Origin of the sequence: Kosmotoga pacifica (assembly GCF_001027025.1) — a bacterium.
In the GTDB taxonomy this organism is placed as follows: domain Bacteria; phylum Thermotogota; class Thermotogae; order Petrotogales; family Kosmotogaceae; genus Kosmotoga_B; species Kosmotoga_B pacifica.
On record NZ_CP011232.1, the window covers coordinates 963041 to 974954 of the forward strand.

At 40.0% G+C, this 11914-nt stretch carries 11 protein-coding genes; 7 read left to right on the plus strand and 4 right to left on the minus strand.

The annotated features are described in order from the left end of the window. Nucleotides 1–30 precede the first annotated feature (30 nt). Nucleotides 31–225, minus strand: coding sequence for a DUF6485 family protein (locus tag IX53_RS10985; protein WP_082128470.1), 195 nt, complete (start codon nucleotides 223–225; stop codon nucleotides 31–33). Between the two features lie 222 nt (nucleotides 226–447). Between IX53_RS10985 and IX53_RS11045 the strand changes: the two genes are divergently transcribed. Both IX53_RS11045 and IX53_RS04430 read left to right on the plus strand, forming a co-directional pair. Next, on the plus strand, nucleotides 448–2646 hold the full coding sequence (locus IX53_RS11045) for an HD-GYP domain-containing protein (protein WP_218916087.1): 2199 nt from the start codon (nucleotides 448–450) through the stop codon (nucleotides 2644–2646). 9 nt (nucleotides 2647–2655) lie between these two features. Then, nucleotides 2656–3807 (plus strand): glycosyltransferase family 2 protein, encoded by a 1152-nt coding sequence (locus IX53_RS04430; protein ID WP_047754313.1) that lies wholly within the window; start codon nucleotides 2656–2658, stop codon nucleotides 3805–3807. Between the two features lie 673 nt (nucleotides 3808–4480). Here IX53_RS04430 and IX53_RS04440 read toward each other — a convergent pair. Together IX53_RS04440 and IX53_RS04445 are read right to left on the minus strand one after the other, a co-directional pair. Then, nucleotides 4481–5002: a hypothetical protein gene (locus IX53_RS04440; protein WP_047754315.1), complete on the minus strand. Its 522-nt coding sequence runs from the start codon at nucleotides 5000–5002 to the stop codon at nucleotides 4481–4483. 389 nt (nucleotides 5003–5391) lie between these two features. Next, a complete protein-coding gene (locus IX53_RS04445; protein WP_047754316.1) occupies nucleotides 5392–5886 on the minus strand; it encodes a hypothetical protein in 495 nt (164 codons plus the stop codon). A 687-nt stretch (nucleotides 5887–6573) separates the two neighbouring features. Between IX53_RS04445 and IX53_RS04450 the strand changes: the two genes are divergently transcribed. The 4 genes from IX53_RS04450 (at nucleotide 6574) to IX53_RS04465 (ending at nucleotide 9386) form a co-directional block, all read left to right on the plus strand. Then, the gene (locus IX53_RS04450; protein WP_047754317.1) at nucleotides 6574–7365 is read left to right on the plus strand and encodes a hypothetical protein; all 792 of its coding nucleotides are present in this window, start codon (nucleotides 6574–6576) and stop codon (nucleotides 7363–7365) included. Further along, nucleotides 7362–7574 carry a hypothetical protein gene (locus tag IX53_RS04455; protein ID WP_047754318.1) on the plus strand — a complete coding sequence of 71 codons (213 nt, stop codon included), beginning with the start codon at nucleotides 7362–7364 and terminating at the stop codon, nucleotides 7572–7574. Before IX53_RS04450 ends, IX53_RS04455 begins: the two co-directional genes overlap by 4 nt. A 37-nt stretch (nucleotides 7575–7611) precedes the next feature. Next, a complete protein-coding gene (locus IX53_RS04460) occupies nucleotides 7612–8337 on the plus strand; it encodes a protein-L-isoaspartate O-methyltransferase family protein (RefSeq protein ID WP_047754319.1) in 726 nt (241 codons plus the stop codon). A 98-nt stretch (nucleotides 8338–8435) separates the two neighbouring features. Then, entirely contained in the window at nucleotides 8436–9386 is a 951-nt protein-coding gene (locus IX53_RS04465; RefSeq protein WP_047754320.1) for a hypothetical protein, read from the plus strand. 79 nt (nucleotides 9387–9465) lie between these two features. Here IX53_RS04465 and IX53_RS04470 read toward each other — a convergent pair whose 3' ends face one another. Further along, entirely contained in the window at nucleotides 9466–10161 is a 696-nt protein-coding gene (locus tag IX53_RS04470; RefSeq protein WP_047754321.1) for a hypothetical protein, read from the minus strand. Nucleotides 10162–10276: 115 nt separating this feature from the next. Here IX53_RS04470 and IX53_RS04475 point away from each other — a divergent pair, with 115 nt between their 5' ends. Continuing rightward, nucleotides 10277–11809 (plus strand): bifunctional ADP-dependent NAD(P)H-hydrate dehydratase/NAD(P)H-hydrate epimerase, encoded by a 1533-nt coding sequence (locus IX53_RS04475; RefSeq protein WP_047754322.1) that lies wholly within the window; start codon nucleotides 10277–10279, stop codon nucleotides 11807–11809. The last annotated feature ends 105 nt before the right edge of the window (nucleotides 11810–11914 follow it).

The following is an 11914-nucleotide window of genomic DNA, read 5'->3' on the forward strand; positions in this document are numbered from 1 at the left end:
GTAGTCTTAAAGCACTGAAATAGCCTGGTTTTATCGGTTTACTGATATAAAATATTCGATACTCCTGTTCCAGGTTCTTTCCTGCTCCTGAGTGAAATAGCAGGCGGGTAGTTCTCCGCGTGAGCGGTGATAATCAAGACATTCGCAGCATTTCCCTTTTCTAGGGCAACCGGGATAGCTGCAATTGCATTTATCAAGATTTCGTTGAAGATTCGGGCAATTCATGTGTTTACCCTCCCTTTCATGAAGTGAAAACCAAAAAACTAAATTTACTGTCTAAGTTACAAAATTAAGGACACTGAAATGCCTCTTGAATATAATTAAATCATACGGAACATAGATTTGCACTATATGACTGGATGGTGAAATCGTTTGGAGGGTAAAAAAAGTATCTTATATCTTACTGTAGCTTTCTTTGGCCTCCTACTGTTTTTCTGGCTGTTTTTCATGCCAGGAAAACATCTTCTTACTGAAAACTGGGGGTTTGTTACGCCACAAGGAGTCAAGGAAGTCAAAGTACCTTTCAGAATTGCATCGAGAAAAAGAACAACATTTACATTCCGGAAGGAACTTGATTACTTCAGCGAAGATGCCATCGTAATTCCACACATCATTGCGGATAAGGCTTGGATATATTTGAATGAAACGTTAATAGGGGAAGTGTATCCTCCAAGCATTCTTATACATCATTCGAACTTCGTCTTTAAGATACCTGAGGATATAAAAACTGAAAAAAACACCCTTGTTATAAAGTTGTCTTCGGAAAAATTTGTGGCCCTCGAGAAGGCCCCTTACCTGGGTGATTATAATTTAGAACAGATAAAGAGTAAGTTAATGGAGTTCTTCAACTCTCAGCTATGGTTATTTGCAGCCGGAATGGGTTTGATTCTTACGGTTATTGTATTGCTTCTGGAAAGATCACCTTTTGTTACCGAAAAAGAGAAATATCTGGGAATGGGTATAGCTCTTTTTGGTTTGACATCTCTATTGATCCTCCATTTTTTCAGAACCGACAATATTGCGAGCATTAAAAACGACATGCTTTTTCCTTTTATTCCAGTGACTTTGAACCTGTCGGCTTCGTCTCTTGTATTGATCGGTGTCGAACATTTAACACGGAAAGAATTCAAAGTTTCTCGATTCATGATATTCATAAACGTGTTCCTCATAATCTTTTCTGCGTTCTTCAGGTTTCCAGCTTTTCTAGGAATGTTGATTAACTTCTTTGTAATTCTTTATCTTGCTTTGAGTTCAGAGCAGGGGATAATCTTTTCATCGTCCCTCTTCTTGCTTTTAACACTGGGGTTTGACGCTTTCGCAGAATTTTTACCATGGTTTCCCCCAATTCAAATGTTGGGGTATGGTTTCTCTGTTGTGATGCTCAATTTTGGTCTTTTGATAGTCAATGATTATAGAAAAGCAGCACTCACAATAAAAACGCAGTCAGATGAACTCGAAAAGTCCTTCAATAAACTACAGAAACTCCATGAAGAACTACTTGAATCTGCTAAAAAACTCGAAGCAACCAACTCAAAGTTCGAAGAACTTCTCGAAATATCAGCAAATCTTGTTGAGTATTCAGTCAATCCCAGAGAAAAGCTGTTGAAAACAATTTTCCAAACTGCTATGCAGATGTTGCCAGAAGCTGATTATGGCTGTGTCTCTTTGATTAAAGAAGGAAAGTGGCTTTTTGTGGATGCTGTTGGACATGACCTATCTGCACTAAAACAACTTCCACTGAAAGCTGAATATTTTATCACTCCTGAACTGGTTAGTACAGCGGAATCACCTTATCCGGGTATTTACCTTATAAAGGACATTGAATTGAAAAATCTTCGTTTCCCTCCAGAGGTTTCTAAAGACTTTTTGAAAAGTGTTAAAAGTATAAAAGAATCTCTCGTGGCAGAACTTACAGTAAATGGAAAAAGAATCGGTTATCTTTCTCTGAACATCTCCAAAAACTCCGATAAGAAATTCTCCGTTGAAGCTGTTAAAATCATGAAATCACTTTCCAGTATGGCTTCAGCTCTTTTGAGTCTTAAAGAACTGAATACTCGTCAGTTTGAAATGCAAAGAGAAATAATCCTATCTGCAGTGCGGATGCTTGAAATACACAGCCCATACACAAAAGGACATTCGGAAAGGGTGGCAAAGCTTTCTTCGATACTCGCAAAACAACTCGGTTTGCAGAGAGATGAAGTTACTGAAATATACTGGGCAGCTCTCTTACACGATATGGGTAAAATTCTGGTACCTGCCGATATTTTGAATAAGACCGGGAAATTAACCCGGGAAGAATTTGAGATAGTTAAAATGCACCCGATCTGGGGAGCTGACGTGCTTGGCAATATTCGAGAGCTGAAAAATATCGCTCTTTACGTAAGGCATCATCATGAACGTTTCGATGGAAAAGGCTATCCAGATGGACTAGCAGAAAAAGATATACCCCTGGCTTCGAGGATTATTGCCGTGGTAGATTCATATGATTCAATGATTTACGATAGGCCTTACAGAAAAGCTCTAAAAAAAGAAGATGCTCTTGAAGAAATCAAGAGGTGTTCGGGGACACAATTTGATCCAGAGGTAGCCAAAGCATTCTTGAAACTCATCAAGCAGGACATTCTAGATAAAGATAACTCGATGTGAGGTGATGTGATGAAAACTTGTATTGTGATACCAACTTACTGGGGAAAGGAGAAAGGAGAGGAAGTCGTTTTTGACCATCCAACTCCTCTTGAAAATGATGGAACACTTCATAGGACGCTACAAAATCTTTCACAGTTCGAGGAAATAAAGACAGGAGAAATCAAAGTAATAATCGTGGGTGTTTCCAACCATTCAGAGCTAAAGAAAGCAGTTGAAGAGAGATTGAATGATTATATAAGCCCATTTAATAGATATATGGACGTAGTTCTGAAATCCTATAGCTGGCTTGAAGAGTTAAAAACCGAACTTAATCTCAACGAAGAAATCATTGAGTTGATAGAACCCCTGGGATATCCGCAGGTGAGGAACCTCTGTCTGATCGCGGCTTTGGAATCTAATTGCGATATCGCCATTTTTCTTGATGATGACGAACTCGTTATGGATAAAGAGTTTTTCAAAACAGCCACCGAAGACCTTCTCGAGAAAGGACCCGACAATGGTGTTATACATGGAAAAGCAGGATATTATGTTGAAAAGGAGAAACAACTGGAAACAGTCCCCCACTGGCAAAAGACCCAAGCCATGAAGGAGACTTTTTCAAAGCTTTTCTCGAATAATAGACGTTATATAGCCACAATGATTGCCCTCGGCGGCAATATGGTGATGAGCAGAGAACTAATGGAGAATATCCCCTTTGACCCTGAAATCACGCGCGGTGAAGATATGGACTACCTTTTCAACGCTAGACTTCTTGGCTATAGGTTCTACTTTGATAAAGAACTCAGAATCAAACATCTCCCGCCTGAAAAAGGCACTCCTCAATGGAAGAAAACACGGGAGGATATATTCAGATTTCTCTACTCAAGGCAGAAATACAAAGAGCATTTCAATTACCCGGAAGTTCAGAAGATCGCCTTTGAAGAACTAATGCCCTATCCGGGTCTATTTATGGGTGATGACCTCGAAGAACGGATTTATGAATACTGCAAATTCATGGCTCTGAAATCCTTGTCAAAAGGTGACACCCTTTGTGCGCATGAATGGCTTACAAATTCAGCGATCCCATTCGACTACAAAACCCAGGCGGTGATTGAGAAGTATCTTGAAAGGGTAAAACTTTGGAAGGCTTTGACGACCTCAGTGAAAGAGAAAAGCATGTGAATATGGGATACATAAAATTCAGCGATAAATATATCAATATATCTGGGACCTACGGTTTTTGAAAACCAAAGAATGTCGGTACAGGTATTTTTTACAGGTGCTCAGAGACAAAAATCCAGGGAGCTACCGAAAGAAGAACCGTAGGAATCGCCGAATCTGATAATTTGATCGACTGGAAAGTCATGCCTCCATAATGTACCGGAATGATTCGGACATATGAAGTATTTGTATACCATAAAAAGAGGGGATTTTATTTTCAGCTTTTGCGCTTACAAATTTCGAACGAGTTTATTGAAAGGATTTTGCTTGTTCCAGGTGATTACTACCTGATTTTCATGAACTTACGCGGTTCTTATAAAACTACACAGGATAGTTCTGCGTTGTTTTCAAACAAATTACATAGCAAAACTTATAACACCGAATTGGAAAAAGCGATAACAAATATCTGGTTTTCTGGAACAGCAACAAAAATCCACCTTATCATCTCAGCTATCCACTGGCACTGAAGTCTGTTATGATGAAGAAAACAATATCTATGAAGCAAAGAGAAAATAAATTTACAAGTTAAAATTTGCTCCCTCAGATTGAGTAATGTTATTCGTCCAAAGAGGAAGAACCATTTGATCTATTCGCTGCTTTTTCTGATGTATTGTTCGATACCAGTCATAAGCCTCTAAAACACGTAACCAAATTCTATGTCGACATTTTTTTGAGATACTTCAACAGGTACCAGCCATTTCAAGAACCCGATCTCTACAAATCCGTGCTTTCCCAGCATCATACCTCCACCGAGTCTCAATAGTGGATTACCTATATAAGGTCCAAAAGGCCCGAGTACCACCGCTCCAACATCTGCAAAAATGTAGAATTTGTTCAAAAGCAGGTGAGCACCACCATATGCATAAAGTATCAAGCCCGGCATCGGTACAAATGTGCTGTCACCAGTTGTTAGATTTTTAGCAAATCCAAACAGAGGCACAGCGGCTCCAAGGTGAAACATTGAAATAGAGACTCTCAGGTCAAGACTGCCTAAGACATACAGCGTCTCTGAGAGATCCGGGGTAATTATTATGTCCGAGCTGAAGTCTGCATCATAACTGACCTTATAGATCAGACTATTTAGTCCAAGAGAAAATTTTCCAAAAGCCATAACTACAAGTAAAACAATGAAAATGCTCAGTAGAGCCCTTTTCATTTCATCACCTCCTGAGAAGATTTTACTCCTCCGGGAAGGACAAATAATGGAAAGAGAAGACCCTTTCTGCCACTTTTATATTCTATTTATAAAGGATTAGACTAGTTCTTGCGGACAAAGAACAACGAACGGCAGAAAACGTTATTAAAAGCCTTTGAAGATGAAAACCATTGTATATGGAAAGAATAAATACGAAGTTCTGCACATGAACAATGATCGAACCTTTACTATTCCACGCAACCATTATCTAATTGCTGTTTTGAAGCAAATTACATTTTTAGTTGCTTTCCAGCAATCAAGTTATGCTATGGTAAAAACGTTATCATTCGCTAGAAAATAGACGTTCAATTTAAAGAGGGGCTAATTGCCCCTCTTTAAATTTCACATCCTCAGAATATGTAACCGAATTCTACAGTGAAGAGTTTACCGATAGTATTTTGAATATCCTGAAGTGCTGCGAGGGTGCTAAATTCAACAAATCCGTTCATTCCGAGTTTCATACCTCCGCCAATTCTAAATATAACAAAATTTGGTGCGAGGCCACCGAATGAAATCAGCACTCCCAGATCAGCGATGGCATACATTCTTCCGAATGGCAGATGTCCACCAGCGTACGCGTACCACACAAGTCCCGGTGGAAATGCCGAGATTTGGGAACCTGTATCGGCTGAGAAAGCAAACACCATGAAAGGAGTCGTGAGACCACCATGAAACATACCTAAGGAAACCCTGACATCAATGCTTTCCACAATGCCTACAAACGGTGTTGCACCGGGATCAATCACGTAACTGGCTGCAATAAGACTGTTTGCTCCAAGAGAGAACTTCCCAAAAGCAATAACCGCTACAAAAATGATCAAAATGCTTAGGAGTACCTTTTTCATAACACGACCACCTCCTCGGCTTTATATTACACTCCGAAAGAAAAAAAACAATGGAATTGTGAGACTCATCCACTAACTTGCTTGTAATTCCTTGTGTGAAAAGGAACATTTTAGATGTCCATATAGATACCCACATGTAGAACAGGATACAGTATCAGGACATTCATTTGGAATTCTCGTATATAGCCCGGTGCCATTACACCAATATCTGCTAGTGCGGAGAGGCTATTGAGGTAAATATGCACCGGCATAGCCAAACCATTCAGTCCAAGAGAGAGGTTTTCAAAGACGATGGCTCCCGTTTTAATAACACAATCCCCTCCTTAATTGAGAAACTTCGTTGTATCAAACCGACCTTTAAAGAAAGTTTTATTCAGCTCCAGAACCTAAGTTCCTTCCAAAACATGCTTTAGAAGGAATAATGACTCTATTTTGCAATCTGAAGCTTTTGATAGTTCCTGCAGAAGCATTATCGCAGGTAAAATGTTATATAATAAAATCAAACACAACTTTCAAAAATCTCAATTCAATAATAATTGAGTATAGAATCGCTTCGAATAGGTGACAATATCTTCAATGGTTCTCTGCCGTATGAGTGAAAAACACTCATTGAATGTGTTATTGTAGTCAGCACCAAGTCTTTCTAGCAAGGGAAAGTTATAATCAAATGTAAAAGAGGAGAGATTCATGATTACTTTGCTGATGGATGTACCGCTATATTGTCTGTCTATATACCAGCTATTTTCAGGGAAATTTATCATGCCCCTTATCGTACTCGCCTTCTCGTTGTTCTCCATTTACGCAAAGAAGTGGTTGTTCATCAGAACAATAATTCTTTCCATGAGCTTTGTTCTTCTATATTTCTTAGAATACTCAAGAAACATAGATTACCTTTTTCCCCTTCTCTCTGCAGCTAGTAACCTTTTGCAGCTTGTTATCGGAACGAACTTTTCGCAAATATCGATAGAAAAAGTGGAAGCAGGGCAGAAAAAGCATTATGTGTTCTTTGCCCTAGTCATAGTTACAGGAATAATGACAACGACAACCTTACTTTTTTTCGAACCTTCTTTTCTGGCACTGGTATTTTTCGGTGCATCAGTGGGCATAATTGTGAGCCTTATGAACATCTACATTAGATCTTATCTTACTCGAAGCGCGTGGAGCGCTTACGTGGTGAAGCAGCTCATGGTAAGTTATTACATTACCTATATGCGCGGCGGCAGGAAACACCCTGCCAGAACACTTGACGATCCTATAAAATCACTGAGAGAACTGAGGGCAAGGTTGCTGTTGAAAATGCCCGATGCTCTTAGTGTGAAAAATGCATTTACGGCATTATTCGCGTTAATGATGATTATTGCTATATATCTTCTTCTTAGATGGTTTGCATTCCCACATGCAGAAGCCATCGCGAAAATATTTCTAAGATTCGAAGAATACTTGAAATTTCTTAATAGCGCAGGAGGTGAGCTATTTTGACAGTTTTCTATGACGTTATCGGATTTCTAATCATCTCCGGAGGAGGCTACGCTTTTTATCAAACTTTTGAATTTCTTTCTTCAGAGAATTTCTTGGGGGCAATTTTCAGTTTTCTCAGTGCTATTATACTTCTTGTCAGCGGTGTAAGCCTTTTAAAAATATCAATTGCGGCAAAACTTGAACTGATGAAAGAGCGTCTGGAAAAATAGTTGTCCAACAATTATTTGAGCAGAATGAGGTGAACTAATGAGAAAACCCAAGGATCTAGCTGATGATCTGCGCTTTATGGGTATCCTTAACAATGAAAGGCTTTATACAGCGATATGTAAAATCGATAGGGGTGACTTTGTTCTCCCCGGATACCGGGCTCTGGCCAAATATGATCAGGTACTTCCAAGCTGGAAAAAAGCTGGACGGATAATAAGCACTTCAACCCAACCTTCATTGGTGGTTCAAATGATTCAGTTATTGAATATCGAAGAGAATTCAAGAATTCTTGACATTGGTACCGGTACGGGCTATGCGACAGCTATCATGGCTATCGCATTTCCAAGCGCGACAATAGTGAGTCTTGAGTGGGACATCGAATTGATGGATATTGCTCGTTCGAATTTCAAAAAATACCAGCTGAATAATATAACAACTATCTCTTGTGATGGCTATTATGGTTTTCCTGAAGGGGCGCCTTATAATGGCATCATATCTATGGTCGCACCATCCGACATTTCCGTACAGTGGTTTGAGCAACTCCAAGATAATGGAATTCTCATCTCACCTTTCTTCGTCAATAGCATATATACCCCCGTTATGGTTTGTGTAAAAATCTCAAGAACCGAACTTCTCTGTAACAAGGCAATTGATGCAGTTTTTATTCCCATGGAACGGCATTGCGAGGGGCACTTCCCGTTGAAATCTTCTAAATTGATCTTCGAGCTTTCAAATGGTTCTATGAGCTTGAAGAGCATACTTTAGTTTTCTTGTTTCAGTTAATCACCGGTAATTACGCCCTTAATGTTCTCTAAACTCAAATTGACATTAACGAGGATTATGATAATCCTGGGGGTGGTCATATGAAAAAGTTCTTCGTACTGCTCTTTCTGGTTCTATCAATCACCCATCTCATGGCAGCGCTGGAAATATACGTCGGACAGGGTACTAATGGAATAGAGAAACTGGTTATTGAAAAAGGAAAAGTGTGTATTTCGAAAAGCAAGTTGGACTTTGTCGATGGAGGTATAAGAGCGGGAAGCTATCTATTTCTGGGAATGAAAAACTTCGGATTATCTATTTTGAACAGGGAAACCCTTGAAACACTTAATATCGTCAATATCAAACATGTCACCGATGTAGCTATCAATATCGAACATCTCGATTTGTTCATCGCGGATGGGAGCCGGGAAATCCTGCACTATAAATTCTTTAGACCTGATTTCCTTAAATTTGTGGAATACATCCCTACGAATGGTTGGGTCGTGGATATTGAAACCTGGCACGATTATCTAGTAGTGGCTACTAATAAATTCGGGCTTTCGCTGTTCAAGAAGAAGGGACTATATTTTGAGAAAGTTGACAAGTTTGGAGGGTACACACTAACAGGAGCGCCAGATGAATTTTCCCCTTCTGAGATTGTGGTAGTAGGAGGAAAAATATTCGTCGCTGCCGGAATTAACGGACTCATAGTTTTGAAGATTCAGGATAACAGTCTCATTTTAGAAGAGCGGGTAGGAATTGGATATGCTATATCTCTGGATACTTTCGGTGACATTCTTGCAGTTGCTGATTTCAAAGATAGAAGAGTTCTTCTCTTTGATATTTCCGGAAGGTTGAGGTTTCTAAGACAGGTGAATCTATGTGAGAAACCCAGAAAGATCAAATTGCTTGATGACCCGTGGACGGGAGAACTATTTCTTGTGGTTATAAACGATTCTGGTCTATACTTGAATAATTTGAAAACGGGTGATGTAATCGAAGTCGCAGGAAAGTTCTTGGGCATTGTTAAGCCCCGGTTCTACGAGCCTTGATTGAGATTTAGCAACGGGCAGTTTGCCAGCGCAAATCAATGGAAAGAATATTTCAACGCGGGATAGGGTTTTACCAAAATCAAAATGTGGAATAATAACTCTCCCTTAGTTCATTGAAGAAGTTTTCTTGTACTCCAAAGCTGAAGTCTTGTAGTTTTATGCGCACGCTTTCTCTTTCCAATCTGTCCATCAGAAGTATGAATTCTGGGAAAGGAAAGCGTCCTTCTTTCATCGCAAAACCAATTGTAATCTTCATCACATTGGGGATATAACCGCCACCGCGCAAGAGTCCCATAAATCTCAGTTTGGATTCGTTTGGAGTGATGTAATAAATGACACCTTCTGTCCCTTTTTCCTTCTTCCAGTCAAAGTTTTTCGGATCGCTTAAACCACCGAAAAATCCACGCAGAAAATTACCCAGCAGTGTGAAATCGTCTGCTGTCCTGTACTGTTTCCATGGGTTTCCATCAACGATGCTGAATAAAACACCCTCCCTTTCCAGATAGCCAAAAGCTATACCTGAAAGCTCCTCCGGCTCAACTATTTCAAGATACCAGTCTGAAAAATCCATTGATAAAAACTTTATGCCGAGTTCAAACTCAACTTTCGTTTCTGTTCCATCCGAAGTGTCGATGAGTGAAAACTCAATCACAGCCTGAAAAGAAACACTTTTCTCAAGAGAAAGCCTTTCCAGGAAAAGAGTCAGGGGATCAAAATCCACTGTGAAAACAAGCGTTTCCAAAAGTATTAGAATGAGCACCCAAAGTTTTTTCAAACAACCGCCTCCTGACAAAAATTATACCATTTCAAATTACATTGACTCCCGGTATTCATGATATACCTCTCAATCATTAAACAAGGTGATGTTATCATATTAACGGGGTGATTTAATGAAACTGTCTTTACCTTCAGAGATGAAAGAAATAGATAAACAGACCATAGGATTGGGCGTACCAGCCTTACTCCTCATGGAAAACGCAGCCGGAGCCCTTGTTGCAGAACTGTTGAATTTTTCTCCCAAAAGGGTTCTACTGCTCTGTGGAAAAGGGAATAACGGGGGAGACGCCTACGCTACCGGAAGACTGCTACTGGCCAGGGGGATAGAGGTGAACGCCCTTAGCCTTGGTGAACCCATAACGAAGGAAGCTCGCTTCAATCAACGGCTATTCAAAGCTTTCGGTGGAAAAGTATATCGCTACAAGAAGCTCACTGAAAGCAGGAAAAAGCTCATTAAAGAATACGATCTTATTTTAGACGGGCTCTTTGGTGTTGGATTTCGTGGAAAGTTAGAAAAAGAAATAGTTTCTTTGATAGAGTATATCAATTCTTTGCAGCTGAAGAGGGTGGCTATAGATATACCTTCTGGAGTTAATGGTGTGAATGGCTCCGTTAATCCGGTAGCATTCAACGCACATGTTACGGTAACTTTTGGCTTAGCGAAACCAGGGCATTTCTTCTTCCCGGGTCGCAACTATGTGGGTTCATTACGTATAGCACAAATTGGTTTTCCTGAATATATCCTCAAAAAACTATCTTCAATCGAGTTGATAGATGATTCCCTTGCCAGAGAGTTATTACCAGAAAGACCTCCCTGGGGACATAAAGGGACATTTGGAAGGGTTTGTATTGTCGGAGGGAGTCCTGATTATACAGGAGCGGTACTCCTTTCTGCCCTTGGAAGTCTGAGAGTCGGTGCCGGAATGATATACACTTTCACACCAAAGAACGCACAAAGTGTTGTCCGAAATCACTTACCAGAAGCGATTGCTATCGCTTCGAAGTCGAACACGCTGATACCTGACGATCTCAATGAACTCATCCCCCTTATTGAAAAAACCAATGCTTTGGTTATTGGTCCAGGTATTGGGAGAACTGAAGAGACTCAAGCTTTTGTGCGGGAATTGCTGTCAAATGGAAAGTTAGATAAACTTAGGAGCGTGGTTGTTGATGCTGACGCCTTATATGCAGTAAGTAAATGGCCAGAGATAATAAAGGGAAAAAAGAATTTCATCCTCACCCCTCATCCGGGCGAGTTCGCCAGATTAGTGGATGCTGGTATTGAACACGTTATCAACAACATGAACCTCATAAAAGCCTTTGCAGAAGAAAATGGTGTTTTGATAGTTCTCAAAGGAGCGGTTTCTATTATAGCCACCTATTCAGGAAATATTTGGCTGAATATTACCGGCAACACCGGTCTAGCGAAAGCAGGTAGTGGTGATCTGCTCTCTGGCACCATAGCCGGTTTTTCTGCACAGGGACTGGAATCGATCGACTCTTTGATATTGGGTAGCTATTTTATGGGAAAGGCTGCAGAACTCAGCCAAAAACCCGAGTCCAGTCTTTCACCAACAATCGTAGCAGAGAATTATGCTGAAGTTTTTTCATATCTCCAGGGAAGTCATAATGAAAGGGTACATTAGCTAAATAAAGCATCTGGCTTTACTCACCTATATTAAAGATACGCAGTAAATGTCTGGAGTATAATGAGAAGGAAAATCGAGTAGAGTTACAAAGATGTTCTATAG

Excerpts from the sequence above, each read along its gene's own strand:
- IX53_RS10985 (WP_082128470.1), bottom strand. The coding sequence starts at position 225 with ATGAATTGCCCGAATCTTCAACGAAATCTTGATAAATGCAATTGCAGC.
- IX53_RS11045 (WP_218916087.1), top strand. The coding sequence starts at position 448 with ATGCCAGGAAAACATCTTCTTACTGAAAACTGGGGGTTTGTTACGCCA.
- IX53_RS04430 (WP_047754313.1), top strand. The coding sequence starts at position 2,656 with ATGAAAACTTGTATTGTGATACCAACTTACTGGGGAAAGGAGAAAGGA.
- IX53_RS04440 (WP_047754315.1), bottom strand. The coding sequence starts at position 5,002 with ATGAAAAGGGCTCTACTGAGCATTTTCATTGTTTTACTTGTAGTTATG.
- IX53_RS04445 (WP_047754316.1), bottom strand. The coding sequence starts at position 5,886 with ATGAAAAAGGTACTCCTAAGCATTTTGATCATTTTTGTAGCGGTTATT.
- IX53_RS04450 (WP_047754317.1), top strand. The coding sequence starts at position 6,574 with ATGATTACTTTGCTGATGGATGTACCGCTATATTGTCTGTCTATATAC.
- IX53_RS04460 (WP_047754319.1), top strand. The coding sequence starts at position 7,612 with ATGAGAAAACCCAAGGATCTAGCTGATGATCTGCGCTTTATGGGTATC.
- IX53_RS04465 (WP_047754320.1), top strand. The coding sequence starts at position 8,436 with ATGAAAAAGTTCTTCGTACTGCTCTTTCTGGTTCTATCAATCACCCAT.
- IX53_RS04475 (WP_047754322.1), top strand. The coding sequence starts at position 10,277 with ATGAAACTGTCTTTACCTTCAGAGATGAAAGAAATAGATAAACAGACC.